The sequence below is a fragment of the Kitasatospora sp. MBT63 genome (assembly GCF_000710465.2).
GTDB lineage: Bacteria > Actinomycetota > Actinomycetes > Streptomycetales > Streptomycetaceae > Kitasatospora.
Map to the genome: position 1 here is coordinate 1 of NZ_JAIZ01000202.1, position 25,439 is coordinate 25,439.

Annotated in this window: 24 protein-coding genes; 3 read left to right on the plus strand and 21 right to left on the minus strand. The window is 71.5% G+C overall.

The annotated features are described in order from the left end of the window. Nucleotides 1-341: 341 nt before the first annotated feature. Genes AA75_RS14050 through AA75_RS14070 form a run of 5 tightly spaced genes read right to left on the minus strand, consistent with a single transcriptional unit; the run spans nt 342 to nt 5,691 of the window. Nucleotides 342-881 carry a phage tail protein I gene (locus AA75_RS14050; RefSeq protein ID WP_033820318.1) on the minus strand — a complete coding sequence of 180 codons (540 nt, stop codon included), beginning with the start codon at nt 879-881 and terminating at the stop codon, nt 342-344. Next, nucleotides 881-2,881 carry a putative baseplate assembly protein gene (locus AA75_RS14055; protein WP_033820319.1) on the minus strand — a complete coding sequence of 667 codons (2,001 nt, stop codon included), beginning with the start codon at nt 2,879-2,881 and terminating at the stop codon, nt 881-883. Before AA75_RS14055 ends, AA75_RS14050 begins: the two co-directional genes overlap by 1 nt. Next, nucleotides 2,881-3,288 carry a GPW/gp25 family protein gene (locus AA75_RS14060; protein WP_033820320.1) on the minus strand — a complete coding sequence of 136 codons (408 nt, stop codon included), beginning with the start codon at nt 3,286-3,288 and terminating at the stop codon, nt 2,881-2,883. The genes AA75_RS14055 and AA75_RS14060 overlap by 1 nt, the downstream gene beginning before the upstream one ends. Before the next feature lie 7 nt (nt 3,289-3,295). After that, nucleotides 3,296-5,134 (minus strand): phage baseplate assembly protein V, encoded by a 1,839-nt coding sequence (locus AA75_RS14065; RefSeq protein ID WP_033820321.1) that lies wholly within the window; start codon nt 5,132-5,134, stop codon nt 3,296-3,298. After that, the gene (locus AA75_RS14070) at nt 5,131-5,691 is read right to left on the minus strand and encodes a hypothetical protein (RefSeq protein WP_233289019.1); all 561 of its coding nucleotides are present in this window, start codon (nt 5,689-5,691) and stop codon (nt 5,131-5,133) included. Before AA75_RS14070 ends, AA75_RS14065 begins: the two co-directional genes overlap by 4 nt. Here AA75_RS14070 and AA75_RS49285 point away from each other — a divergent pair. Further along, complete coding sequence (locus AA75_RS49285; RefSeq protein ID WP_158515494.1) at nt 5,624-5,797, plus strand: hypothetical protein; 174 nt, start codon at nt 5,624-5,626, stop codon at nt 5,795-5,797. The genes AA75_RS14070 and AA75_RS49285 overlap by 68 nt on opposite strands. A 76-nt stretch (nt 5,798-5,873) precedes the next feature. Here the strand turns inward: AA75_RS49285 and AA75_RS14080 are convergent, their stop codons facing one another. The 10 genes from AA75_RS14080 to AA75_RS53975 form a co-directional block, all read right to left on the minus strand. After that, nucleotides 5,874-6,446 (minus strand): phage tail protein, encoded by a 573-nt coding sequence (locus AA75_RS14080; RefSeq protein WP_033820323.1) that lies wholly within the window; start codon nt 6,444-6,446, stop codon nt 5,874-5,876. A 34-nt stretch (nt 6,447-6,480) separates the two neighbouring features. Beyond that, on the minus strand, nt 6,481-7,008 hold the full coding sequence (locus AA75_RS14085; RefSeq protein WP_033820324.1) for a phage tail protein: 528 nt from the start codon (nt 7,006-7,008) through the stop codon (nt 6,481-6,483). A gap of 159 nt (nt 7,009-7,167) precedes the next feature. Beyond that, nucleotides 7,168-9,405 (minus strand): DUF4157 domain-containing protein, encoded by a 2,238-nt coding sequence (locus AA75_RS53455; RefSeq protein WP_149038121.1) that lies wholly within the window; start codon nt 9,403-9,405, stop codon nt 7,168-7,170. A gap of 25 nt (nt 9,406-9,430) precedes the next feature. Continuing rightward, nucleotides 9,431-9,619, minus strand: a complete 189-nt coding sequence (locus AA75_RS14095; RefSeq protein WP_359889730.1) for a DUF6760 family protein — start codon at nt 9,617-9,619, stop codon at nt 9,431-9,433. Next, nucleotides 9,613-10,032, minus strand: coding sequence for a hypothetical protein (locus tag AA75_RS14100; RefSeq protein WP_082526494.1), 420 nt, complete (start codon nt 10,030-10,032; stop codon nt 9,613-9,615). The genes AA75_RS14095 and AA75_RS14100 overlap by 7 nt, the downstream gene beginning before the upstream one ends. Nucleotides 10,033-10,049: 17 nt before the next feature. Beyond that, the gene (locus AA75_RS14105; RefSeq protein ID WP_033820328.1) at nt 10,050-10,487 is read right to left on the minus strand and encodes a phage tail protein; all 438 of its coding nucleotides are present in this window, start codon (nt 10,485-10,487) and stop codon (nt 10,050-10,052) included. A 95-nt stretch (nt 10,488-10,582) separates the two neighbouring features. Beyond that, nucleotides 10,583-11,101 carry a phage tail protein gene (locus AA75_RS14110; protein WP_158515496.1) on the minus strand — a complete coding sequence of 173 codons (519 nt, stop codon included), beginning with the start codon at nt 11,099-11,101 and terminating at the stop codon, nt 10,583-10,585. 37 nt (nt 11,102-11,138) lie between these two features. Beyond that, on the minus strand, nt 11,139-12,731 hold the full coding sequence (locus tag AA75_RS14115; RefSeq protein WP_033820330.1) for a phage tail sheath subtilisin-like domain-containing protein: 1,593 nt from the start codon (nt 12,729-12,731) through the stop codon (nt 11,139-11,141). A gap of 206 nt (nt 12,732-12,937) precedes the next feature. After that, nucleotides 12,938-14,389, minus strand: coding sequence for a bifunctional diguanylate cyclase/phosphodiesterase (locus AA75_RS14120; RefSeq protein ID WP_082526496.1), 1,452 nt, complete (start codon nt 14,387-14,389; stop codon nt 12,938-12,940). 246 nt (nt 14,390-14,635) lie between these two features. After that, nucleotides 14,636-15,220: a DUF6059 family protein gene (locus AA75_RS53975; protein WP_368666563.1), complete on the minus strand. Its 585-nt coding sequence runs from the start codon at nt 15,218-15,220 to the stop codon at nt 14,636-14,638. Here AA75_RS53975 and AA75_RS14125 point away from each other — a divergent pair. Next, complete coding sequence (locus tag AA75_RS14125; RefSeq protein ID WP_149038123.1) at nt 15,168-15,836, plus strand: GtrA family protein; 669 nt, start codon at nt 15,168-15,170, stop codon at nt 15,834-15,836. The genes AA75_RS53975 and AA75_RS14125 overlap by 53 nt on opposite strands. Nucleotides 15,837-16,227: 391 nt before the next feature. Here the strand turns inward: AA75_RS14125 and AA75_RS14135 are convergent, their stop codons facing one another. The 6 genes from AA75_RS14135 to AA75_RS14160 form a co-directional block, all read right to left on the minus strand. Continuing rightward, complete coding sequence (locus tag AA75_RS14135) at nt 16,228-16,962, minus strand: enoyl-CoA hydratase/isomerase family protein (RefSeq protein WP_033820333.1); 735 nt, start codon at nt 16,960-16,962, stop codon at nt 16,228-16,230. A gap of 78 nt (nt 16,963-17,040) precedes the next feature. Further along, complete coding sequence (locus tag AA75_RS14140) at nt 17,041-17,979, minus strand: NADP-dependent oxidoreductase (RefSeq protein ID WP_033820334.1); 939 nt, start codon at nt 17,977-17,979, stop codon at nt 17,041-17,043. A gap of 344 nt (nt 17,980-18,323) precedes the next feature. Beyond that, nucleotides 18,324-20,354: a phosphatidylinositol-specific phospholipase C domain-containing protein gene (locus AA75_RS14145; RefSeq protein ID WP_051812346.1), complete on the minus strand. Its 2,031-nt coding sequence runs from the start codon at nt 20,352-20,354 to the stop codon at nt 18,324-18,326. A gap of 1,011 nt (nt 20,355-21,365) precedes the next feature. Continuing rightward, nucleotides 21,366-23,444 (minus strand): FUSC family protein, encoded by a 2,079-nt coding sequence (locus AA75_RS14150; protein WP_149038124.1) that lies wholly within the window; start codon nt 23,442-23,444, stop codon nt 21,366-21,368. 89 nt (nt 23,445-23,533) lie between these two features. Continuing rightward, nucleotides 23,534-23,995 (minus strand): YbhB/YbcL family Raf kinase inhibitor-like protein, encoded by a 462-nt coding sequence (locus AA75_RS14155; protein WP_033820336.1) that lies wholly within the window; start codon nt 23,993-23,995, stop codon nt 23,534-23,536. Nucleotides 23,996-24,040: 45 nt separating this feature from the next. Then, on the minus strand, nt 24,041-24,451 hold the full coding sequence (locus tag AA75_RS14160; RefSeq protein WP_033820337.1) for a hypothetical protein: 411 nt from the start codon (nt 24,449-24,451) through the stop codon (nt 24,041-24,043). 540 nt (nt 24,452-24,991) lie between these two features. Here AA75_RS14160 and AA75_RS14165 point away from each other — a divergent pair. Continuing rightward, nucleotides 24,992-25,375: a VOC family protein gene (locus AA75_RS14165; RefSeq protein WP_033820338.1), complete on the plus strand. Its 384-nt coding sequence runs from the start codon at nt 24,992-24,994 to the stop codon at nt 25,373-25,375. Nucleotides 25,376-25,439 lie beyond the last annotated feature (64 nt).

Consider the following 25,439-nt stretch of genomic DNA (forward strand, 5'->3'; position numbering starts at 1 on the left):
GGGACCGGCCGCGTTCCGTCCAGGCCGGGGCGGCGGGGGCGGGGGCGAGCCGGCCCCGGGCCGCGTGGCCGCCGCGGGCCGGGCCTGACCCGCCGAGGGCGTCGTCGGCTCGGAGTTCCGCTGCCTCGGCGGTCCCGCGATGAGACTGTTCGTTCCTTGGACCACGCGCTGCAGCAACCCGGTACGCGGCGGTGCGTCCGCCTGCTCCTGCTGCTCCGGTACCTCGACGGCCGGGGCGGCCTTCGGTGTCTGCTTCTCCCCCGTCCATTCGAGGAAGCCTCCGCAGGTGCCGCAGAAGGCGTCGTCGTCACGGTTGTGCAGCCCGCAGCTGCGACACACGATCATCGCTCGACGACCTCCAGACTGTGCGGGACATGGGCGGGTTTCTCTGCCACGAGCAGCTCTTCCAGGGCGGTGACGTCCACCGGCGTACCCTTCGCCACCGTCACCCGGACGGCGAGGTGGGTCTGCGCCCGGCCCGGCAACGGGGAGTTGGGGGTCGTGGACCAGCGGATTCCGCCGCTCTCGGTGATCTCCACCTCGCCACCGGTGGCGAGCTGGACCATGGCCCGCAGACCGTCGACGGTCCCTCGTCCGCGAAAGAGCCGCACGCACTCGGCCACGGCCTCGCGTTGTCGCTCCAGCGGCCAGTTCTCGTCCAGGACGGTGCCCAGCCAGCCCGCCAGCCAGGGCACGAAGTCCGGGGGCGCCAGCGCCGGGTCCACGTACGCGGCCAGGCAGTCCAGGGTGGAGATCGCCGGAGCCAGCACCTCGTCCAGGGCCCCGGTCCAGCTCATCGCCACCGGGTCCTCCTGGAAGACCGCGGGCAGCATGGCACCGATCGGGTACGGCGTGCCCAGCCCTTCCACGGCTCTTCGCATCAGTGCGCCTCCACTCTGATCTGGTGCTCGTACGAGAACACCAGGCTGTTCGTATCGAGATCGATCCGGGCGGTCTCCTTGCCGTGCACCCCGGTGACCGGGTCGGCGGAGAACAGCCGCACGTCCTCGACCAGTTCGACCCCGGACACCTGCTGCAGCCGCCCGAAGATCTCCCCGGCCTGCACGGGCCGGCCGAACGGCCAGCCTGCCCCGTCGGGCCCGCCGCCCGGCAGCGGGTTGAGGTACCGGTAGAGGACGTCGAGGGCGTCCTCCCGCACCCGTTCGGCGTTCACCCGCGGCCGCGCCACCAGACGGGCGACCACGGTGACACCGCGGTACAGCGGCGGTTCGAGCACCGCGCGGGTGCCCACCACCCGTGCCCGGTCCAGGCGTTCACCGATCCGGCGCAGGGTCGGCTCCGGCGGGACGAGGTTCTCGAACAGGATCCGCCCGTCCGGCATCGCCGCAGCCGGAACGACCAGCACCCGCACGGCCCCGGCGTCGGCCGCGTCCCGGCCGGCCGGCACACACCGCACCCGGGCGATCTCCGGCGCCGCCTCGCGGGCCAGGATCTCGTAGTCCTCCGCGGTCACCGCCCGGCTGCGGGTACGCACCAGCAGCGGCCCGCGGTCCTTCGCCTCCTCCAGGGTCTCCCCGTCCACCCCGCCCTGGGCCGGCCGCCGGTTCTCCACGGCCGTGACCGACGGGATCGAGGACTTCAACCGGCTGATGGCCCCCGCCGCCACGTTCCCGTGCGCGCCGCCCCCGGTCGCGTACCCGCGGATGCGCACCTCGGCGCCCTTGTCGGGGACCGCGCCGTAGCGGCGCAGGCCGCCGTCAGGTTCGCGCACCGCCGGGCCGAACAGCAGCAGGCCCGAGACCGCGTCCAGCGCGAAGTGCCGGTCCTGCGGGCCGCTGTCGGCGAAGTGCTCGACCTCGCTCCACTCCACCCAGCCGTCCGGCGAGCTGGTCTCCACGACCGTCGGACCGTAACCGGCCAGTACGGGGCTGCGCCGCAGCGGGAACCTCTGGCCGGGCACGCCCTCCGCCTCGCCCAGCACCTCCGGGCCGGCCGGATCGGCGTGCAGTGCCTCGACGGTCGCGCCCACCGTACAGACCGTCAGCCCGTCGACGACCGGCGAGTTCGCATAGGGGGGCTGCCCCTCCTCCGGCTCGACGACCAGCGCCCTGATCCAGCCCGCCCGGTCACCCCCGATCACCGAGGCCCGGTGCCCGGCCGGTACGTGCAGGACGATCGCACCCGAGGTGTTCAGACCCCCGGTCTCGTCCAGGCTCGTCTCGCACGGCGCCCAGCCGTCACCGGCCCACGCTTCCCAGACCAGCGGCGGATGCTTGGGGTTGACCCCCACACCCTCCACCCGGCCGCGGAAGCCGATCCTGACGACGCATCCGGGGACGGGGTCGGACAGGCCGATCAGCAGCGCATCGCCGATCCCGGGGCGCCGCCGGAACGCCGTGAACGGCCGCCCGTCGGCGAGCGACCGCGAGCGGTCCGCAGTCCCGCCGGGCTGCTCCTGCCCGGCACCGCCCGTGCCCTGGCCCTCCGCGGCCTCCGCCTCGGCCGGGGTCCTGACCCTGGCGAGCGAGCACGGCACCACGGCCAGGTCCTCCCGGGTGGAGAACACGATCGACTCGGCGGTGGCCGTGCGCACGGTGCCCACCCTGGTGCCCGCGGCGATCGTCAGCGGCGAACCGGCCGGGCTGGAGAGCCAGAAGGTGACGGGTGCCCGGGCCGGGGTGGGCGGCAGCATGCGCAGACCGATCAGGTTGAGGAACGTCACGTACAGCCGGTCGGGAATCTGGTTCAGCCGGTAGAACAGCTGGTCGGTCATGTGGGCGAAGGTCTCGATCAGGGTGACGCCGGGGTCGGAGACGTTGTGGTCCGTCCACGCCGGGCAGCGCCGCATCACCAGGCGCTTCGCCTCGTCGACCAGGTCCTGGAAACGACGGTCGTCGAGGTCGGGGGCAGGCAGGGGCATCAGTACTCGCCCTCCTCGTGCTCGGGGATGGTGTAGAAGGGGAAGACGAGGTTGCGTGGACTGTTGGTACCGGGGATGACGTACCGGATGTCGATGTAGAGCAGACCGGGACGCTCCCGGTCCGGGTACACCTCCACCTCGGCGACGTCCACGCGCGGCTCCCACTGCTCGATCGCACGCCTCACCAAGTCGGCTATCTCCGCGGTCTTGTGGACGCTCGCACCGTCGAACACGTAGTCCCGCAGGGTGCTGCCGAACCGCGGCCGCATCGGGCGCTCACCCGGGTACGTCTCCAGGATCAGCCGCATCGCCTGCTCCAGCTTGACGGTCCCCGAGGCCATCGCCACCGTGCCCGCGGGCTCCACCGCGAACGGGAACGACCAGCCGCTCCCGACGAAATCGGTCATCGCGGCCTCACCCGCCCAACGAGATGGACGCGCCCGACACCGACACGGTGCCCTGGCTCTGGATGGTCAGCGAGCCCGCGGACTTCAGCGTCAGTGCGTCACCACCGTCGATGGTCACGGTGCCGGCGTCGCCCGTCACGATGTTGATGGTCCCCGCCCGGCCGCACTCGATGGTCAGCTGCCCGGCCGGATCCGCGGGCGCGCACCTCAGCGCCAACGACCCCTGAACGGCGTCCATGTCCAACTCGAAGGACCCGTCACCGGTACCGAGCGTGATCCGCGACCGCTCCGGCGTCGGCCCGTCACCCATCTCGTCGTGGAACACCAGCCGGTTGCCCGAGGCGGAGACGAAGCCGCGGCGCGCGACCGTGGCGTCCGCGCCACCCGGCCCCCGCACCACCGCGCCGCCACCGAGGTCGTACGCACTGTGCTCGGTGACCACACCGCCGAGCACATACGGACGGCGCGGATCACCGAACTCGAACCCCACCAGCACCTGGTCACCGACCTCCGGCAGGAACATCGCCCCGCTGCGCCGGCCCGCACCGAACTGGACCACCGGCGCCCAGTCCGTCCGCACGTCGGGCGACAGCCACGGCATCGTCAGCCGCACCCGGGCGTGGTCGTCACCGATGTCGTCGACCATCGCGCAGACCAGCCCCGGGATCCGCAGCGGATCGGCGGCGCCGGCCGAGGCGAGGTCGAGCAGCGAACGGTCTTGCGAGCCCCCGGCCGTGAACTCGGTACGGTAGCCGCGGTCCGTCAGATCGAAGACGTGCCGGGCCCGGGTGACCAGCCAGGTGTCGGGGAACCGGCCTGGGATCCCGCGGACCTTGACGGTGACGCCCGCCCGGACGGCGGGGTTGCCCATCGCGTCGCCCTCCGCCTCGGCGAAGGTGCCGCCGACGAAGGCGGCCAGAGCCTCGGCCGCGACCTGCGCACTGCCGACCGGCACAGTGCCGACGACGTGGGCGGTCGTGCTCGGCGCGGGGCCGCCGTCCTCCGACCCCGGCCCGCCCGCCGCCACACCCACCGGAACGGCCGACCCCGACGAGAACAGCCCCGCGACCCCGGCTGCGTCCTGCACACCCGGCGCCGAGGTGAAGACCGAGGCGACCGGCACCACGGACGCGTCCGCGAGCACGGCCCGCAACGGATCCCAGACCCGCACCTCGACCTCCGACGGCAGGTTCCCGGCGGTGACCCGCGGCTCGAACCGCAGCAGATCGCCCGGTATCGCCAGCTCCGGCGGGCTGCCACCGGAGTCCGACACCGTACGGGCCGGACGGAAGCAGAACCGGCCGTCGACCATCCCGAACTCGAACCCGATCTCCCTCGCGCGCCGGTCCAGGAACTCCCAGTCGCTCTGATTGCACTGCAGCACGTGCTCGTGCACGGTCCCGGTGTCGGCGATCCCGCCGATCGGCAACTGCGCCTCCTCGGCGATCCGCAGCGCGATGTCGGAGTCGGTCGCGTCGGCGAACGACCGGGTTCTGCGCGCCCGTTGCAGCCGGTGGCACAGGTCGTAACCACGGATCACCGTCTGCCCGGAGATGCCGTGATAGTGCCCCTCGACGGCGGTGATCTCGCCGACGATCAGCCGGCCCCCCGGCCCGGACCCGGTCCGTACCTGGACCCGCGTCCCGATCTCCAGCCCGGCATCGTCCAGGGCGAACCCGGTCAGGTCGTCGAAGGCGAGCACGAACATGGCCGGCAGCCGCAGGTGGGTGTCCACCTCGGCCCGCGCCAGACACCGCGCGGCGACCCCGGACAGCTCGCGCCCCGTACCCGGACCGATCAGAACCGTCGGCCGTACGGTGAAGGCCGGCCCCTGCGGTACGGTCATCGCTCGCTCTCCTGTGATCCGGGCAGGTAGACGAGTGTTCCCGGCCGCACCCGCAGCGGATCGTCGAAACGGTTCGCCGCGGCGATCTCGCGCCACCGCCCGGGGCTGCCGCAGGCGCGTGTCGCGAGATGCGGCAGGCTCTCCGCACCGGTGAGCAGATGACTGCGGCGCCCGGGTGCACCGCCCGAACTGGGGTTGGTGGGCGTCTCGGTGTTCCTGACCTCATGGAGCGTCAGGTCGACCGCGGCCCGCACGGGTACCCCGGAACGGTTGAACCGGCTGTACGTGACGGTCGCCTGGTGGAGCGTGACCCGGGTCTGCCTGCTTCCCCAGATGAAGTGCAGAAGCCTCGGGACGAACGTCTCCGAGGAATTGACCGCGGGCTCCAGATACGTCCATCCGAGCAGGCGCTCACAGGTCTTCAGCACGTCCCGGCCGTCGAAGGTGCACGAGCGCAGCACGATGCTCGTCGTGCCCATGGCCTTCGCCATGTCCTCCAGACTGAAGGAGGAGGCGGCCGCGTTGCCGTACGTGTTGGCCGTGTGGGAGACGGTGATGGTGGCCGGGTTGAACTGGAACTGGACGTACCCGGTCGGAGGGGTCGAGTCGACAGGGCCGAGCTGCGCTCTGGCGTCGGTGGACAGCGTGGGCTCCCGAAGGTGAGAGGGGATCCGGGTGCCACACCGTGTCGGCACCGGTGATGACAGCCGTGTTACGGCGCTTGCGGTGTGGCGGCGGGTCAGGGCAGAAAACCGGCGTGTTCGAGGGTGAGCGTCTCGATGGCGACCGCGTTCTGCTTGGCGTCCATGACCGGCCCGCTCCACGAGGCCGGATAGGCGTCGTGCAGGGTCCAGGCGGCGACCGGCTGCTGGTGGACGTCCTGCAGGACGATCTTCACCGTGCCCTTCGGCGGATGGGCGCCGTTCTCGTCGTCGTTCATCCAGCTCGCGACGAACCGGGCGAGCCAGTTCTGCAGGTCCTGGGAGCTCTTCGACTCCATCGCCCGCTCCAGGACCACCGCGGAGTAGACGACCTGGCCGGGAAGTTTGACCTCGCCGCTGTAGTCGCCACCTACCTTGACCGTCTCGGTCCTGAAGTCGACCTTCAGCCCCCGGCAGGCCGACCACTCCCCGAGCGGCACACTGGTGGCTCCCTCGAAGGTGACGGTGAAACGCATGGACAGGCCGTACTGCCGGAACGCGGCTCCGGCCGCCGCCCTGTGCGCCATGGACGCGGCTGCGGACGCGCCCGTGGCGAGACCGGTCGGGGTGGCGGCGTGGTCGGCTGTCACGGCGATGGAGGCGATGCTCACTGCGGGGCTGCCTTTCTGCTCTTCGGTCCGGTGGTCAGGAGGGGGAGATCATCGGTACGGGCGCGGCCGACGCCGAGGAGTCCAGGTCGTCCTCCAGGAAGCCGCTGTGGGCGAGCTTGAGGGTCTCGATCGCGGGCTTGGCGCCTCCCGCGTCGAACGAGTCGATGGACCAGGAGATCGGGAAGAACTCGCTCAGCCGCCACTCGACCACCGGGATCCCGACGAAGTTGACCAGCTGGATCGTGCCGCTCTGGGGCTGTGGCCGCCTGGAGGTCTGCGCGAGCCAGTGCTGCACCACCCGTGAGAACGGTCCGGCGGCCCGGCTGAGCGTGATCGGCTCGTACCGGGTGGCCCCCGGGTAGAGCCAGACGTGGTTCCCGCGGTCCCCGACCCGGTGCTCCACCTGCTGCCAGGACACCGACAGCCCGGTCACCTTGGACCACTCGCCGAAGTGGTAGGCGACGTTGTCGATGAAGACGGCGAACCGGTGGCTCATACCGACCATCCGCGGGTCGGCGATGTTCCCGGCCTGCTCGGCCGCGCCGAGCATCGACTCCATCATCGGATCTCCGTAGGTTCCAGGGCGGTCCCGGGGACCGGATGCGGCCGGTCGGGCTGCGCCGACCGGGACTTGTCAGGAGTAGCGGCCACCACCGCGCGGTGGTGGCCGTGGTGCGCCGGGGCAATGGTGCGAGGTGCGCCTGCCGGGGAGCGTCCCCGGTCACCGCACCTGCCCCAGGGGCCCGGCTTCGCCGAGCCGCCCGGATCGCTCGCGGTCGACGAGCAGTTCGCGGCGCAGCCGGGCGTGGATCGTCCGGTAGATCCGTCCGGCCAGTTCCGCGACGTGGCCCGGGTCGTCGAGGTCCATCGGGCGCTTGCCGCCGGGCTCGACGAGCCTGCCCCCGGTCGAGGCCGGTGCGGCGTCCACGCGCACCGGTTCCCCCGTGGAAGCCGCCGGCGGCGCCGCCGGCGCCGGCGCCGCGTTCATGGACACACCCGTCGGTGCGGGCACGGGAGCGGCCGCGGCGGTCACATCGCCGGTCTGCCGCTGCACCCCGCCCACGGGCGCCGGGTGCCCGGGCGGGGTCCACGGCAGCGGGAAGGTGTCGCTGCCCGCGGGTGCCTGCGTGCTCAGGCCGCGTGCCCGGCGCTCGGCCGACACCGCTGCGGCTTCCAGGGCGGCGCCGGCCTCGGAATCCTCCGGAGGGAGCGCGGAGCCCAGAACGCGCTGCTGCGCGGCGTGGGTGAGCTCGTGGGCGAGAAGTCCGCGTGCCACCGGATGATCGAGCAGCCCTTCCCGTTCGGGGAGGTACACCTCGCCACCGCGGGTGAACGCGCGGGCTCCGAGCACGGCGGCCTCGGCCGCGGCCTCGGGACCGCGGTGGATCGGCACATCGCTCACGTCCACGCCGTGTGCCTGCAGCACGGCCGCGGCGAGATCGGGCGGGGCGGTCGGCCCGGGTGCGTGCGGTCCGTCCGGGCGCTGTCCGCCCGGGCGGGGTCCGGGCGGACCGGAATCGGGGTGGACCAGATCCTGCCCGCGCCGAGCGGGCCGCGGCCCGCGGTGAACAGGCGGATGCACCGGGGCGGCGGTCGCCACCCGGGCCGGTGCGGGCCCGGCCGTCGCGGGCTCATCCGCTGCGGACTTCTCGGCCGTTGCGCGGAACGGCCGTTCACCGAGGACGAACCGGTGGACGGGACGTGCGGCCTGTCGGGCCGGCGGCTCGCCGGGCCGGTGGACGACCTGGTGAGAGGCGTTCGGGTCGGTGGCACCGTCCTCCCGCCGTTGCGGCTCCCGGTGAGGGGGTTGCACCGGCTCACCGACCGGCGCCGTGAGGCCGGCCTCGGGCGCCGGACGGTCCGTGAGCCGATCAGCCCCGGCGGGGACGTCGGGTGCGGGCCGGGGGGACGGATCCGGGTGGGCGTCCGCGTCCGCGTCGAGGCCGCCGTGGCCGCCACCGGGAGGCGGCGGCGAGGGGAACACCGGGCTGCCCGGGCCGCTCGCCCGTTGGCCGTGGACGGCGGCCGTACCGAGTGGCCCGGGCACGCCGGGCGACTCGCGCGGTGGCCCGGGGGTCTCGGCAGGGCTCTCGGGCGGATGCTCCGGAATCCGCCCGTCCACCGTCGTCGGTGGCCGGCGGATCGGGTTGCCGAGTCCGAGGCGCCGGCTCTCGGCGAGTGACGCGCGGGGCGCGGCCTTCGGCGCCACCGCCCGGGTGTTGTCCCGCGGCGGCGGAGCGGCGACGGCCTCGCTCGACCAGGAGGTGCCCGCCTCGGGCACCGGCAGCGCTGCCTCCGGCCCGCCCGGCGAGGGCGCCGTGGCCCCGGTCGCCCACGGCGGACGGTAGGACTCGACCATCTGCAGCCAGTCCGAGGAAGGCGGCGGCGCGACGGCGGGGTCTGCGGCGGGTGCGGGCTGCGGCGGTCCCACGAATCCGTCCCCGGCCTCGACCAGCTTCGGCCGGGGCCCGGACGACGCGAGCGGGCGCGGCACCAGCCGCGGTGCGGCGGGCGGCGCACCCGCAGCCCGGTCCCCGTCCGGTACCGGCACCGGCCCCCGCCGCCGTCCTCGTTCCCGAGGCGCCGCGACCGGCTCCCGCTCCGGCGGAGCATCGGAGTGGACGGCCACCAGACCGGCCACATGACCGACGGCCGTGTCCACGGCGGGCGCCGAGCCGGCCCACCGGGGAGCCGGACGCGGGGCCTGACCCGGATCCTGACGGTCCGTCGGACGGGGGAGCCGCGGTGCCCGGATCAAGGGGCGGTTCCGTTCGGCGGCGAACACACCCATCGACGGGGCCCCGGTCAACGCCGGCCGCCGGACGGTCGGTACGAGCGGCGGCAGCCGACGCCAGTGCGCACGGCCGCGCCCGCGCGCAGCAGCCTCCCCCGGCAGGGAGCCGGACTCGGGCCCTGCATCGTGGGTCTTCCCGCGTCGCCACCGGGGCATCCAACGCATCTCATCTCCTCTCCGTCCGACGGGATCAGGGCCGGAACGCCCCGAACCCCTCCGCTGCACCGCCGTCGGGACGGGTGTGGATCCGCCCGATCTCCTGGATGACCCTCTCCCGCACCGGGTGTTCGAGGCCGAGGACCTCACCCAGGGGCCAGTGCAGGTAGTACGCCACGTACACGGCCTCCTCCCAGAGCCGGTCGGCCGTGTACGTCAGGATTCCCCCGGGGCATCACCCGCGATGTCCACCGCGAACTCGTGACCGCACGAGGGACAGGCGACGTCCGCCTCGGTGTGCCCGTCCTGGTTGATCCGCCGGTAGAGGTCCTGCAGGAACGCGAGGTCCGAGGCGAACAGGTTTTCGACCACCGCCGCGTCGATCGCCGGTGTGGACCCGAGTCGGGTCAATGTCCGCGCGATCAGCACCACGCTGAGGTACGCGGGATTCTGCCGCACCCGCGGGTCGCTCTGGCTCGCGATCTCGTCGCGGGCCGTGGCCAGCCGCATCACCCCGTCCCGGTGCAGGTTGCCCTGGCCGTCCAGGTAACCCCGCGGCAGCACGAACGGGTACTGGGTCATCAACCCGGCCGAGTCGGCCGGTGCGTACAGGTCGAAGGTCGTCGGGAACGTCATCGCGGCCTCTCCTCGGGTCATCCGGCGGGCTGCATCAGGATGTGGTCGCAGTGGAGCACCACGGTCTCGGTCACCACTTCGGTCGCGCCGGCCTTCATACCGCCGATGTCCAGCTTCGACGGCCAGGCGTTCTCCAGGATGTACGTGATGATCGGGGAGTCCGACGACGGCGACCTGGACGCCGCGAACAGCATCAGCGAACAGGTCTTGCGGGCCGCGGGCTCACCCTGCAACACCGCCTGGTGCCACGCCCACATGTAGGCGTCCGTGTCCAGACCCCGCTTGAGGGTGACCGTCGGCGGCTTGGTCTTCCCGTACTGCTTCGTATGTACGATCCCCTCTCGACCGGTGGAGATGTACTCGATCGACTCGACCTCGGTGTTGATCCCGGACAGCTCACTGAACGTGGCGACCTGGATCCCGTCCACCTGGATCACGAACGTCGACGCGCTCATCACCGTCGGGTTCCCGCCGGCTCCTGCCACCTTGGACTCCCCCTCCGTTTCGCTTGCTCACAATTCCTTCCGTACACATCCGTGCGGTGCCCGCATCAACCGCCGTCGCCCTGGGCGATCATGTCGCAGGCGATCACGACGTCCTGGGTGACGACGCCTTCCCCCGCCCTGGCCGACGAAATATTGATCTTCGCGCACCAGGCGTTGACGAGCGTGTAGCTCATCAGCGGCTTCCGGTCCTGCGTGCCCGCCGACGCGCCGACGAAGATGTCCAGGCTCAGATACGGGGCGCGGGCAGTGGGCTTTCCACTGAGCGCCATCTGGTGCCAGGCCCACAACGCCAGCGAGTCGTCCAGCCCGCGCTTGAGCGTCACCGTCGGAGGCTTGGTCAGACCGAACAGCTTGCTGTGGTTGATGAACCCCGTCGGATCCGCCGACACGTACTGCTCGATGCCGATCTCGCTGCTGATGCCGGCGAGCTCCTGGAACGCGATGTTCTGCAGCCGGTGCCCGCCGGTGATCTGGATGTTCGAGGAGACCACGAAGATCGGCGCGGAGGCGACGACGTGCGGCGCCCCCTTGTCCCCCGGCGGCTGGAAACCTTGATTGAACACGATGCACGGACCCCTCTCCACCCGGCCGGAGCCGGGCTCACTCCTCCAGTGCCGCGCCCTGCGAATACTGCGAGACCCGGAACACGATGAACTCCGCCGGCTTCACCGGCGCGATCCCGACGTCGACCGTGAGGATCCCCGCATCCCGGTTCTCCGGCGGGTTGTTCTCCTCGTCGCACTTGACGAAGAACGCCTCCTCCGGGGTACGGCCGAACAGCGCACCGCTGCGCCACACCCGCCGCAGGAACATCGTGATCGTCCGCCGGACCGAACCCCACAGGAACCGGTCGTTGGGCTCGAAGACCACCCAGTTCGTGCCGTCCAGGATCGACTTCTCCACGAAGTTGAACAGCCGTCGCACGTTGAGGTAACGCCACTCGGGATCGCTGGAGAGCGTGCGCGCGCCCCAGATCCGGATGCCCTGTCCCGGGAAGGCCCGGATGCAGTTGACCGCCACCGGGTTGAGCTGGTCGTGCTCGCCACGGGTGATGTTGGTCGCGAGATCGATCACCCCGCGCACCACCTCGTTCGCCGGAGCCTTGTGCACACCGCGGCTCTCGTCGCTGCGCGCCCACACCCCGGCGACGTAACCACTGGGCGGGATCACCGAGGGCCTGCCCTTGACCGGGTCCATGACCTTGATCCACGGCCAGTAGAGCGCCGCGTACTTGGAGTCGTACCCGGCGACGTCCGTCCGCCACTCCTTGACCTGCTGGGCACCCAGCCCCGGCGGGGCGTCGAGGATCGCCACCCGGTCGGCCATCAGCTCACAGTGAGCGATCATGGCCAGCTGCACGGCTTTGACCCCGTCGAGGTCCACCGCCCCGCTCTCGTACGCCGCCATCAGATCGGGAACGCAGAGCATCGTCACGTTCTCGACCGCCTCCAGGCCCGCGAAGCCCGTCCGGTCGGCGGTGTCCCCGACGTAGTCGGCCGGGGTGACCCGCTCCACCAGCGGCCCCCCGGGAACCACCGGCGTCGATGCGGTCGTCCCTCGGCCGAGCGCGATGCGCGCGCCCTTGGCCGGCACCAGCGCCGAGGCGCCCTTGACCTCCTCCAGCGCGATCAGCTTCGAGGACTCCTTGACCACTGTCACCGCGTGGCGTGCGCCACGGCGCAGCGACAGGTTGTCGAAGACCTCCACCTCGCGGTCACCCTGCTGCACCACCAGCTTGAACATCTCGTCGCCGGGCTCCGTCGCGTCGGTGACCTCGATGCTCAGCTCGTCGCCCGCCGTCCCGGAGACCAGCGCCCTGGCCCGCAGGGCCGGGCGGGCCGCATCCCCTGCCGCCGGAAGGTCCCTCTGCGCGAGGGTGCCTGGGGCCGCAGACGCGCCACCCGGTGACTGTTCCCCGGAGACCTCCCCGCCGGCGCCGATGCGCACGATGTAGGCGGCCCCGCCGCCGTTGAGGAAGTACCCGTAGACGGACTGCGGAAGGTGTGCGCCTTCGACGAACCCGCCGAAGGCCTTCGTGTACTGAGTCCAGTTGGTCACCAGGGTCGGCTGATCGGTGACACCACGCTCGGTGAACCCCACGAAGGCACACAACGCGGTGCCCACACCTTCGATGGGCCGGGAGCCCGAGGAGACTTCCTCGACGTAGACTCCGGGGGATTGGTAACTAGGCACGTCCTGCTGACTCCCCTTCAGACCTCCGGAAAAAGCGCTGACAGGCGTCGTCGGCGGGGAAGCGCGATGGCTCACGGCCTTCCGCCGGGCGACAGCGATCAGTCTCCGGCGGACCGGACGGGTTCAGGTGCGTGCAGTGGTGGCATAGAACGCAAGCCGCTGTGCGTGATGAAGCAGAGCCGCCCGGCTCCGGCGCGGGGCGGCTCTCACCCCGCCGGAACTGGCTGCGGCGGCGGCCGGTGGAGCAGCCAGGCGGTGGTCCTGTCGGGCGGCATCGCCGCGCAGATCAGCCAGCCCTGTATCGCGTCGATCCCCTCGGTGCGCAGGCGCCTCCAGGTCCGGTGGTCCTCCACCCCTTCGGCCACGGCGGTGAGACCGAGCGTGTGCGCCAGCTCCACCGAGCAGCGGACGACCGCGGCCTCGTGGTCGTCGGAGGCCATCTCGGAGACGAACGACCTGTCGATCTTGATCTCGTCGATGGGGAGGTCGCACAGCCGGGACAGTGAGGAGTACCCGGTCCCGAAGTCGTCCAGCGAGATCCGGACCCCGTGCCGGCGAAGCTCGGCCAGGGTGTCGGCGGCGCGGCCGGGGTCGTCGAGCAACTGCCGCTCGGTGATCTCCAACCCCAGTGCCCGGGGCGGCACACGGTGACGGGACAGCGTCGCGATGACCTGCTCGGCGAACCCGGGGCCGATGATGTCACTGGGCGCGATGTTCACCGCCACGGGGATGCGCAGGCCGTGGGAACGCCACCACGACAGCTGGGCGGCCGCCCTGTCGACGGCGTAACCGGTGAGCTGCGGCATCAGCCCGCTGGACTCCGCCAGGCCGATGAACTCGTTCGGCGGGACCTGCCCGTGCCCCGGCCGGTTCCAGCGCAGCAGGGCCTCCAACGCGGTCACCCGGCCGTCCATGGAGACGATCGGCTGATAGTGGAGCTGGATCTCGGCCTGCTCGAGCGCCCGCCGCAGATCGCCGAGCAGACCGATCCGCTCCGGCGTGTCGATGTCCCGCGCCTCGTCGTACAGCTCGACCATGCTGTGACGCCGCTGGGCACAGGCCATGGCCGCGTCGGCGTGACGCAGAAGTGTCTCGGCGTCGTGAGCTCCCTCCGGAAAGGTGCAGATGCCGACACTGGCCTCCAACGTCAGATGCAGGCCGTCGAGGCGGACCGGTTCGGCCAGCCGACGCAGGACCCCGGCGGCGAGTCCGCGCAGGGACGCGGTGTCGTCGACCTGGGGAAACAGGACGGCGAACTCGTCGCACCCGATCCGGGCGACGACCGGGGAACCGGAATCCCCCGGCACCGGCCGACCGGCAGAGGACGGCGCCTCAGGGGGACCCCCGTGGAACATCTCCCGCAGCCGATGGGCGCTGACCTCCAGGAGCCGGTCACCCACCGCATGGCCGAGGGCATCGTTGATGGAGCGGAAACGGGCGAGATCCACCAGCAGGAGACCGCACCCTCGATCCTGCGCACGCATCCGGGTGATGCACCGCTCGGCCGCCACGAGCAGGGCCCGCCGGTCCGGCAGACGGGTCAGAGGGTCGATCGAATGACCTCGCCGGTGAACCTGGGCGGTCCGCCGCGAAGCCCAACCCGCAGCGAACCCGATCATCGTCCCCGCCGGGCCCAGACTCCTGCTCGTCCGCCCCATCGATCGTCTCCGTTCCGGCCCGTGCCGCTCCGTACGCCGGTCCGGGCGGAACGCGTCAGCAGGGCTCAAGTAAGGGGAGAACCCATTGTCAGCAGCGCTCCCGGCACGCCCGGTGCCTCCCCGTACCGCAGGCCGAGTGCCCGAGTCTGCCCCTCCGGGCGGCCGGCCCGGGACAGGAGCCACGGCTCCCCACGGGCGCCGGCCGCAGACCCGCCGGGCCCCCGCGCGGAACGCACGCCGTACAGATCATCCCTGCCACGGGTGCGGATCACGGACGCGCACCGGAATACCGGCGAGCTGCGCCCACAGTTCCCGCTCGGTAGGCGTCGGCGGCTGATCGGGGACGAGCCTCTCCGGGTGCCCCGGAGGAGGGCCGGACGCGACGACCCACCGGCTCAGTGCGGCGGCGCGCAGCGGTGTGGTGACCGCCGCCCAGGCCGTCCCGCAGGCCGCGGAGACCGCGCGCCACCACCGGCCGATGCGGCCGGGTGCCCGTTCCGCCCGGGGCTGCACCCACCATGAGCGACGTGACTGTGCCATCTGCGAGATCCTTCCGATCCGACGTGTACCGGTTGGCTCCAGTCTGGTCGGGGCGGTCGCCGCCGCGGGCTTCCCTTCGGGGCAGGCGGGGGTGTGGAGAGGTCCGCTCGGTGTGCGGCGTCCGAGCCCTGCGCTTCCGACACCCTTTGGCGGGGTCGGCCACGGGTGCCTGCCGGGCGGTACGGGCGGGCACCTCTCGACAGCCGCGGGAGCGGAACCTGGCACTGACAATCGCGTCGTGCTGCGCGAGAGGCCGCGCACGGAAAGGGAATCGGGTATGAGACTTGGCATTGGACGTCCGCCGGGAGGAGCCGGCAACCGTGGCCGACCGGCTGCGGTCGATCCGGGGACCAGGCGTGCCAACCCGCACCCCGGTCCCTGGCCGCCGCCTACGCCCGCTGCCCGGCGGCGCCGCCGGAAGAAGCTTCTGCTGGGGATCTCCCTGGTGGGGACGGTGTACCTGGCTGCCGGGGCCGCCGCGGCGCTGTCACTGACCCGGGCCGGTGTCGGTGAGGCGATCGCCGGCAGCGCCGCCTACCTCGCCGCCGCCTCGCTGGCGTTCGGGGTACAGGTCCCTGTGACCTGGCGGGACTACGACGTCCCCCGGGAACGGAAACGGGTTCGCTGGCCGGTGTTGGCGGTGACCGTCGGAATCGGCCTGGCGCTCGACACGGCTGTGGTCGTCGCGGTCCGGGATTTCCTGACCTTCACGGTCATCTACGGTCTGGGGGTGACGGCCGGGGTATCGGCGAACTACGTCCTGTGCGACTTCTTCGTCCTCCGTCCGCGCAGAGCCGATCGGTCGACCGTTTCGGCCCGGCGGCGGCCGAAGAAGCGCCGCCGGGTGCCGATGGCGGCCAAGTTCGCTCTGCGCGGCGTCCGTTGGCGGCAGGCCGGTCAGCGATGACCTCGGAGGGCTTCCGATCCGCCGTGGATGGGCCGGACCCGTCCGGCCCGGTGGCGACCACAGAGGCCGCCGCGCCCCCCGCTGCGCGGCGGACGGCTCACCAGATCCACAGGGGCGGTGCCGGGTACGCCTGGCGGAGTGTCGGGCCGCCGTGCGCACCGTCGCGAGGCGTGGGAACGGTGGACGGTTCTGTGGGCTCCTGGCACTTGCCGCACAGGACGAGGCCTCGGCCGCCGGGGGCGACCAACGTCGCCCAGCCCATACAGCCGTCGCAGTCGCGGGCTGCCTGAAGGTCAAGGGACTGCCCGACGACGGTGCCCTGGTGGAACTGGTTCACGGCATGCCCTCCATGTGGTCGGCGGCATGGTGCCCGCCGTGGCCGAGTCTCTTCTCACCGCTGGGCGAAGACGCTGGTGGTGATGGTCCCGTCGAACAGGCGGTGCTCCAGTGCGAGGCCTTCGGCCAGGGGGAGCGCGCGTCCGTCCAGGACGGCCCGCTTCGCGGCGAACAGGGCGGGAGCCGGATTGCGGGTCAGGTCGGCGCACCAGTCCGCGGCCCGCAGGGCGAATCCACCGCTCGGCAGGACCGCGTTGACGATGCCCAGCCGATGCGCCTCCTCTGCCGTGACCGCTCGTCCGGTGAGGATGAGGTCGGCGGCCGGGCCGTTGCCGATCAGCCGGGGGAGGCGCTGGGTCCCGCCGCCGCCCGGAATGATGCCGTTGCGGATCTCCGGCTGGCTGAAGTGCGAACGGTCGGACGCGATGCGCAGCGTACAGGCCAGTGCCGTTTCGAGACCGCCGCCCCAGGCCTGGCCGTCGATGGCCGCCACCGTCGGCTGGGGGATCGATTCGAGCAGGCCGAGGGCGCGCGGCCAGATCTCCTCCTCCTCGGCCGTCGCCAGTCCGGCGGCCTTCCGCTGGAGGATCGACAGGTCCGCGTGCTTGATGAAGATCCCGTCGATGCCGCCGGCCAGTACGACGACGCTCGCCTCGTCCGTGCGTCCGGCCAGGTCTTCCAGGTGGGACGACAGCTCCGTCAACGACTCGAGGTCGATCTGGTTGTCCGGGAGCCGACGGAAGGTCAGCGTGGCGATCTTGTTGCGAATCTCTAGGGACCAGGAGCTCATGCGGGTGGGGCCTTTCTTTGCGGCAGATCGTTCGAGTCGTTGAGTTTTCAGGGGCACCCGGGGTGCCGGGGCAGCGTGCTACGCGACCTGTATGACGATCTTCCCCCGCGCCCGCCGCGACGCGCTGAACAGGAGAGCGTCCTTGGTACGGTCCAGGGAGTACCGTCGGCCGACGTACGGCTTCAGTGCGCCGACGCTGACCAGCTCCGCGATGTCCGCGAGGTGGTCGCCTTCAGGGCGCATGAAGTAGGGCTCGACCCGCAGGTCCCGTGCCGCCGCCTGTTCCAGGGTGGCCGGAGCGAGGGGAAGCACGGACAGCAGCAGCCCGCCGGGCTTGATGACGGCGAGGGACTGCTCCTGGGTCTGTCCGCCCACCGTGTCGAGGACGACGTCGAAGTCGGCTCCGGTCTCCGCGAGGTTCTGGCTGCGGTAGTCGATCACCTCGTCGGCCCCGTGGTCGAGGGCCTGCTGCACGCTGTCGGCGGAGACGGTGGTGGCGACGGTGGCTCCCCGCTGCTTGGCCAGCTGAATGGCCAGTGAGCCCACCCCGCCTGCTCCGGCGTGGACCAGTACCCGGTCCCCGGCGTTCACCTCGGCCCTCTCGACCAGCCCTTGCCAGGCGGTCAACGCGGCGAGCGGGAGGGAGGCGGCTTCCTCGAAGGTGGTGTCGTGGGGCATCAGGGCGACATAGGACTCGGGAACGGCCACGTACTGGGCGAAGGTCCCGGGGCGGCGCGGATCCACCCGGGTGAAGACCTCGTCCCCGACGGCGAAGCGGACGACGTCCTCTCCGACCTCGACGACGACGCCCGAGGCGTCGTTCCCGAGAATCATGGGCAAGGGCATGTCCATGAGGCCACGCATCGCCCCGGACGCGACGATGTAGTCGATCGGATTGACGCCGGCCGAGTGGACCTCGATCAGTACGTCATGAGGGCGGACGGGGGGTGCCGGCTGCTCGCCGACCTCGACCACGTCCTCGATGGGACCGTACTGTTGGATAAATGCTGCCTTCACTTCTTGCGATCTCCTCGCCTCGGCCGTTCCACTTCTCGAAGAAGTAGACAGAACGGTCTGTCTATCTCTGGACTGTAGCAGTCAGCCAGCCCGGTTGGAAGTGGTGTAGACCGTGAGCTGCAAATTCCGGCTCATGCGGCAGAGTTGAAGTAGATCGTAACCGTTCAACGCCTGAGAGTGACAATCCTTTCTGGGCGTAGGTGAACGGTGTGATCTTGAAATGTATTTAAGTATTGAACGAACGTGGGGGAGTGCATGACAGGTCGGCGTCCGGGAACGGACTCGGGGCCCGGGTCGTGACCCGGGCCCCGAGGACTCCGCCGATCACCCGATGCCGGGCACGGTCAGGCTGCGCTGTACGCGGTGGTCAGTACGACGCTCTGCCTGTTGGGAAGCGCGGTGATGCTGACCGGGCTCCCCGCGGTGTAGGCGGAGCCGAAGGGGCCCGCGATGGGTGCCCACCCGGTCCAGCTTCCGTCGAGGTTCCGGGCGTCGTGATAGACGAACCCGGTGACGCCGACGGCGACGACCTGTGACGATCCGTCGGACATGCCCGCGATGCTCACGGAGGTGGCCGAGAAGATCGAGGCACCTCCGTAACCGCCCATCCGGGCGAACCCGGTGTAGGCACCGGACGCCGAACGGGCCTGGTGGTAGACCAGGTTGTCCGGACCCAGCGCGACGATCTGTGACGAGCCGTCCGGCAGCGCGGCGATCGCCAGATCGTGGGCCAGGAAGCTCTTCTCGCCGTTGAAACCGGGCACCTGGCTCCAGCCGCCCCAGGAGCCGTCGGCCTTCCGCACGCAGAGGTACACGGTCCCGTCGGCGCGGCCGATCGAGATCACCTGGGTGCTGCCGTCGGGCATCGCGGCCAGGGCGACGGCGTTGCCCGACCAGTTGCTGCCCGGGCTCTGCCCCGGAACCGGCTGGAACCCGCCGACCGTGCCGTCGACGCGCCGGGTTTCGACGTAGACGCCGTGGTCCGGGGTGACGGCCGCGATCAGTGCGCTGCCGTCGAGCAGGCCGGTCACCGCGACGTTCGTCGGGGTCTGGGCCCCGGGCGTGTCCAGAGCCTGCCAGGCTCCCACGGCACCTGCCGTGTTCCGGGTCGCCGTCCACAACCCGCCCGCCGTGCCGACCGCGACGATCTGCGCCCGGTTGTCGGGAAGGCCCGCGACCGCCTGGGCGTGCAGCGAGGTGACGGGAGGCCCGACGGAGGTGAACACCGACCGTCCCTCGACACCCGGCACGGCGGCGGACTGCGTCCAGGAGCCGTTCGGATTCCGGGTGGACGACCACAGCTGGTAGCGGCGCAGGACGTTGCGCTCGATGATGGTGCCGACCAACTGCCCGCCGGGCCAGTCCATCTCGATGATGCCGGTGTTGCCGGTGGTGGCGCGCAGGTAGTCCAACAGGCGCTGGTTCATGCCCTGACGGCCCATCGAGCCGCCGGCCACATCGGCGTAGGTCGCACCGAACGGGGGACAGCTGGCGGAGAGGCCGGTGGTGGCGACCGTGTTGCCCGAACCGGTCTCCAGCTGGTCCAGCCGCGCCTTGAGCAGTCCCCAGCGGGTGTCGAGGTTGCACTCGGTCCAGGAGATGTTACCCGTGTCGAGCCCGGCCAGACCGTAGGCGGGCTGGTGGGCGCCGTTGAACGACTCCAGCACGATCCGGCCCCGGACCTGGCCGAGCGTGGGGGACTGCGCCGCGGCGGTGCCGGTGACCGAAGGCGCCCAGAACAGGCCGGGGTAACGGGCGATGTAGCTCTGGAAGATCCGGGCTTCGTCGTCGAGCGTGGTGCTCGGCGGGTCGTTCACGCACTGGCCGATGGTCTCGGGCCCCGACCCGCACTCCCCGGCCAGCTTCATCAGGACGGTCTCGCCCGGGTGGGCGGCCAGGAACGTCCGGGCCTTGGCCAGGACGTCGTCGAAGTTGGCGTGCTCGTAGACGTTGGTGTGGTGGACGGCGAACGCGGTGCCGCTGTTGACGACCCGCACCCGGATGTCGATGGCGCGGATGCCCGCGTTGAGCTGCGCGGTGAGGGTGTCGGCGCTGTCGCCGTGGTTCTCCTGGGTCTGCCAGTACCACGGCGCGATGCCGCCGTGGATGGCCAGGGTGTCATGGGTGCCGGGGATCGACATCTGGCCGAGGCCGGTGGCGTCGGGCAGCTGGTTCATCCAGTCGGGGTTGCTCACGGCGGTCACGCTGTTGAACGACCCCGAGGAGTAACTCGGGGCCCAGGGAAGGTCGGCGGCGGAGGACGGCGCGGTGGGGATCAGGCCCAGCGCCACCACCGTGCCGACCGCGACGAGCGGCCGGACCAGCCGTCGAAGGGGACGTGCGGTGAGTCGGTTCTGCGAAGGGGGGGCAGCCACGTGAGACTCCTTACCCGATGAGGGTGAGCGGCTCCGGAATCCGGTGGGGACCGGCCGGACTGTCGTGATCGGGAGTTCGGTGGTTCGTCGGCGCCGAGCCGGATCGTTCTGATGCCGGCCCGGGGCCTGAGCCCTGGCGGCGGGCGTCGCGCCGTCCGATGCCTGTGGAGGCCGCGGCAGGGTTCACCGGGCGACGGGGAGCACGGGCGGCGATGCGTGGCGAAGAGGGACACGGCAGGGCTGATCGCGAAGTGCTGGCCCGGTTCCCGTAGCGTCCGGACGCCAGCAATGAGCATGCCAGACGAGGTGAGTCCGGAGAAGCGTTCGAGCCGTCCGTCCTGCGGGTTGCGACGACGGGCGCCGGACGCCGAGATCCGGTCGAGGCTGTGCCGCCGCACCGGAGGCCACGAACCGGACGCCATCCGGCCACGCCGAAGCCCTGACGCGCACCGTGCAGGGCGCGGCGGCAGGAACCGATGAGGCGGAACGCCCCGAACAGGACGAGCGTGGCGGAACGGGGTACGGGAGCGGGTTGTACAGGCGATTCAGATCGTTCGCATATTGAACCGGAAATCTATGGGTCCCTGTCCGAGAGGCCGTGATCTGCAGTCGGAGTTCGGTCCGGTAGCCGGCCGTGGAGTGAACTCCTGTGCCGTTTTCGCCAGAACAAGCCGAATCGCATGGAAAGCTTCGGACCCGGCGATGCCGGGCGGTGCTGCTCCGCTCCGGGCGTCCGTGAGGGTTACGCACAGGTGATGCTGGAACAGGGGATCGGTGGGGCCGGAAAATTCATTCTGGGTGGAGCCGAGCCGGCCAGGGTCTGTCGGAGTGGGCTGGGACCCTATGCTGATCTCAAGTCCCCCCTGGCGGCACTCAGTGCGCTCTCCGATTACAAGGTCGGGGAACCGCGGATCCTCATCCTGCATGGAAATATGGAACAGAAATGGCGGGAAGCCTGGCAGTGGGGGAGTGGTTCAAATCTGCCTCGGAAAGGTTCACGGGGGAGCCCGATCAAGACTCCTGCCGGTACCGGACCCGTGAAAGGCGTTCGATGCAGGGCTGCATCGCCGTGAGGAGCTCGATGACGGGGCCGTGCTCACGGATCGTCCTGCGGACGGGAGTGTCCTCCTGCCGATGCGCCGGCAGCTCGCGCGTGCGCTGGGCGTGCAGCCGGTCGAGGTGCAGCCGCATGACGTCGAGGGCATCGGTCAGGGCTGCCACGTGTCCGGCCCGCTCCTCGGGCCGGGCCGCGGTCAGGGCCGCGGGAGCGTGCACACGGTAGTCGTCGAGGCCGGGCACGAGCGCCGCCCGCCGGGTGCCGTGCGCCGTGAGGGCGGTCAGGCGTGCCATGAGCGTGGCCAGGGTCTCGACGGCGGCCGAGACCTCCGCCACCGCCGCGGGGTCGTGCGCCGGCTCCCGCCGTGCCCGCCGCAGTGACGTCTCGGCCTCGGCCAGGACGCCTTCGGCCCGGCGGCGTGCCTGATCGGCGGACGGATCGCGGGAACGGCCCAGCTCTTCCACCACCGCGCCCAGGTAGGAGGCGACCGCCCGTGTCGCCTCGGCGGCCCGTGCGCCGAGCCGGTCGTGTTCCCAGTCGGGCCACAGCAGATAGCCGCCGACGAGCGCTGCCGTGCTGCCGAGGACGGTCATGGCGATCCGCTCCAGGGCAGATCCCCAGTCACCGGGCTGCGCCACGTCACCGATCAGCAGTACCAAGGGGGTGCCGAAGACGACCCAGAACGCGTAGTTGACGGGTCTGAGGGCGAAGCCCGCACTGATCACGACGAACAGTACGACCGCGAGGACCGCGGGTTCCTCGACTCCCGCGATGAGCAGCGCGGCGCAGGTTCCACCGATCACGGTGCCGGTGATGCGCTGGCCGGCGCGTTCGACGGTGGCGCCGTACTGGGGCCGCAGAACTCTCAGGACGGCGAGGCTCGCCCACTCGCCGTGCGGCAGGCGGGCCGCCCAGACCAGGGTGAAGACGGAGGTGCAGACGGCGGTGACGCGCAGTGCGTGGCGGAAGGTGGAGGAGCCGGGCGTCATGGCCGTCCGCAGGCGGGCCGCGTCGAAGCGGTCCTGCCGGGCGGGACCGGGGTGGAGCCGGGCGGGAGCCGCGTGGCGCAGGGCGAGGGCCTGACGGTGCGCGGTGTCGGCGGCGGCGCGGATGCGGTCCAGCAGCCGGCGTTGGCGTCCGGCCCTGGCCGCCTCGGCGTAGGGCCCTCGTCCGGTGGTCGCGTCGGAGCGCAGGTCGTCGCAGGCGAGGACGAACGCCGTCATCGAGTCGGCCGAGCCCGGTGGCGGGGCCACTGCGCGGCGGGGGTGGGTGAGCAGACCGGCAACGGTCGCGCTCCGTTCGGCCAGGGCCTCGGTGGCCGTGGTGAAGGCACCGATGACGGCCCGGGGCGGGGCGCCGGTGGCGGCGAGCGCGGCGGTCAGATCGACCAGTGCGGATGCCTGGCGCAGCAGCGGTTCCAAGGTGTGGGCCAGCTGTTCGTCGCCGCCGGGGCCGCGCAGGTCCCGGACGGCCTGTTCGGCACGGCGCAGCGCGGTGACCGAGGCGTGTCCGTGGCCGGCGCCGGTCTCATCGCTGCCGACGGCGAGCCGGGCCAGGTGACGGCTGACTTCCAGGTAGGGCCGGGCGGCGGTGGCCAGGACGCCGCGCAGGCGGGGTGCGGGGGTGAGCAGGCCGGTGGCGGCGGCGTACCAGAGTCCGCCGGCCAGGACGAGGAGCGCCGCCCGCGAGGCGCCGGACGTGCCCGAGGCACTCTGCCCGGCTCCGGCGAGCAGGGCCGTCGCCGGCATGGTGCCAAGGCGGGTCACCGTCCCGTGGACCGCAGGCCCCATCGCGGCGAGGAAGACCAGCACCGCCAGCAGGGCCAGCGCGAGGGGGAACAGGCCGGTCACCAGTTCCCCGACCCCGAAGGCGAGCGCGTTGACCGCACCGGCCACGACCAGCCCGGTGGTCCGTTGCCGGCGGGGGCCGCCCTTGTTGGTGAAAGCCGCCACATAGGCGCCCAGGCACGCCAGCGCGCCCGCCTCGGAGTCACCGGCCGCCACGCCCGCCAGCAGGGGAAACCCGACGGCCACCCCGTTGACCAGTCCCGCGACGGCCGCGGGCCGGCTGCCCGGAGCCGGTGTGAACGGAGCGGGCAGCCGGGCCCCGCCGCGGTGGCCGGTCAATCCCGCTGGTACCGGCCCATCAGGACGGCCTTCGCCAGTACGTGGTCCTCGACCGCCCGTTCCAGTTCCGCGCGCCCCGCGGAGGGCGGCAGGTCCAGGCCGGTGTCGAGGGCGTAGAGGGTGAAGTAGTAGCGGTGAGGGCCGTCACCGGGCGGTGGTGCCGGTCCGATCCAGGTGTTGGTACCCCTGGAGGTGATCCCCACCACTCCGGCCTGCCCGCTGTCCGTCCCGGACATGCGGCGCTGTCCTGCCGGGATGTTCCACACCACCCAGTGGTCGAAATTCCCGTCCGGCCGCCGGTCCCGGGGTACATCGGGATCGTGCACCACCAGAGCCAGACTCGCGGCCGCGGTGGGCACGGCGTCGAACTCCAGCGGCACCAGGGACTCGCCACCGTCGATGGAGTGCTCGACGGGGATCCACCCGCCGTCATCGAAGGAGGGGCTCGAAATCCTCATACCGTCATGCTCTCCCACGAGGGGCCCGGGGCAGGCAACGGCGCCCTAGAACGCGACGAAGTCGTGGTAGCTCGCTCCTGCCATCAGCCGGGCGAGTTCCTCGTCCACGTAGAACCTCTCGCCTTTCAGGAGCCGCCCTTCCCGGGTGAGGACGACCATGATGCGGTAGACCTTCGAGTCGTACGGCGGCTTCAGCCTCAGGTCGTACTCCATGCAGGCGCTCTGCGCATCCCAGCACTCGCCGACGGGGGTGTGGGATTCGATCAGTGGGAAGAAGTTGTCGAAGTGCTCGCGGTAGAACCGTTCGACCTTTTCCCTGCCCTCCAGCCTCAGCCGGGCCGGGTGGAACTCGTAGACGGGGCGCCCGACGAGGGTGGCGAGAGTCCCCTCCAGATCGAGAGCGGTCTCCCGGTCGGAGTGGAGTCTTACGAGTTCGCGCATGTCGTCTGCCGACATCTGTTCTGGCCTTTCCGCCGGATCCGACTGTATACGAGCAGGCCGTCTTTATCATAGCTGGTGTGCGGCCGGCGCCGGGTGAGAATGGGCTCCCTCGACTGCCCGTTGACTCCATTTTGGAATCTCCTTTTCCGTTCTGCGGATCGCTGCATCTCGACTTCCGGCGATGTCCGAGGCGCGCGGGGCCAGTCATAAGTTCAGTGCACGGGCGGGGGCGGAGCGGGTGTATGTGGGTGGACTTTCGCGCAGGAATACGAGGATCCGGGGGCAGGCCGGGTGACCGGGCCCGGCTGGGCCTGGGCTCCGTCGGAGTGCCCGTGGCCGTGGCCGGTTTCGCAGGTGCGATTTCTCGCCGCCGACCTCCCGGCCTTCCTCGCCGACCCCGCGAAGCGGCCCTGGAGTCCGGTGTTCGATACGCTCCGTCGCGGGAAGCCGCCCCGGCCGAACCGGCCGGCGGCGCCCCGGAGCCCATCTGCTCGTCCGGATGCGCGGCCCGCCCGTGCGCCGGTGACCGCGACCTGACCGAAGGAGACCGCTGCCATGCGGATCGACCGGCTTGACCACCTCGTCCTGACGGTGCGGGACATCGACGCCACGGTGGACTTCTATACGAAGGTCCTCGGCATGGAAGAGACGGCCTTCCGTGGCGGGCGCCGAGCTCTGACGTTCGGCCACAGCAAGATCAACCTTCATCAGGCCGGTGCCGAGTTCGAACCCAAGGCCGCCCGGCCCGCCCCCGGCAGCGCCGACCTGTGTCTGATCGTCGATCAACCCCTCGACCAGGTGGTCGCCGAGCTCGCCGCGCACGGTGTGCCGGTCGAGGAGGGCCCTGTCGAGCGCACCGGGGCCACCGGACCCATCGACAGCGTCTACGTGCGCGACCCCGACGGCAACCTCATCGAACTGAGCAACCTCCGTCCCTGAGGCCGTTCGGACCCGTCGGCCTGTTCGAGGCATTCGCGGGGAATCCGACGGTGCGGGGCGGCCG

Coding starts and splice junctions, on each gene's coding strand:
- AA75_RS14050 (WP_033820318.1), bottom strand. CDS start 881: ATGCGAAGAGCCGTGGAAGGGCTGGGCACGCCGTACCCGATCGGTGCC.
- AA75_RS14055 (WP_033820319.1), bottom strand. CDS start 2,881: ATGCCCCTGCCTGCCCCCGACCTCGACGACCGTCGTTTCCAGGACCTG.
- AA75_RS14060 (WP_033820320.1), bottom strand. CDS start 3,288: ATGACCGATTTCGTCGGGAGCGGCTGGTCGTTCCCGTTCGCGGTGGAG.
- AA75_RS14065 (WP_033820321.1), bottom strand. CDS start 5,134: ATGACCGTACCGCAGGGGCCGGCCTTCACCGTACGGCCGACGGTTCTG.
- AA75_RS49285 (WP_158515494.1), top strand. CDS start 5,624: ATGTCCTCCAGACTGAAGGAGGAGGCGGCCGCGTTGCCGTACGTGTTG.
- AA75_RS14085 (WP_033820324.1), bottom strand. CDS start 7,008: ATGATGGAGTCGATGCTCGGCGCGGCCGAGCAGGCCGGGAACATCGCC.
- AA75_RS53455 (WP_149038121.1), bottom strand. CDS start 9,405: ATGCGTTGGATGCCCCGGTGGCGACGCGGGAAGACCCACGATGCAGGG.
- AA75_RS14100 (WP_082526494.1), bottom strand. CDS start 10,032: ATGACGTTCCCGACGACCTTCGACCTGTACGCACCGGCCGACTCGGCC.
- AA75_RS14105 (WP_033820328.1), bottom strand. CDS start 10,487: ATGAGCGCGTCGACGTTCGTGATCCAGGTGGACGGGATCCAGGTCGCC.
- AA75_RS14120 (WP_082526496.1), bottom strand. CDS start 14,389: ATGGGGCGGACGAGCAGGAGTCTGGGCCCGGCGGGGACGATGATCGGG.
- AA75_RS53975 (WP_368666563.1), bottom strand. CDS start 15,220: ATGCCAAGTCTCATACCCGATTCCCTTTCCGTGCGCGGCCTCTCGCGC.
- AA75_RS14135 (WP_033820333.1), bottom strand. CDS start 16,962: ATGAGCTCCTGGTCCCTAGAGATTCGCAACAAGATCGCCACGCTGACC.
- AA75_RS14155 (WP_033820336.1), bottom strand. CDS start 23,995: ATGAGGATTTCGAGCCCCTCCTTCGATGACGGCGGGTGGATCCCCGTC.
- AA75_RS14160 (WP_033820337.1), bottom strand. CDS start 24,451: ATGTCGGCAGACGACATGCGCGAACTCGTAAGACTCCACTCCGACCGG.
- AA75_RS14165 (WP_033820338.1), top strand. CDS start 24,992: ATGCGGATCGACCGGCTTGACCACCTCGTCCTGACGGTGCGGGACATC.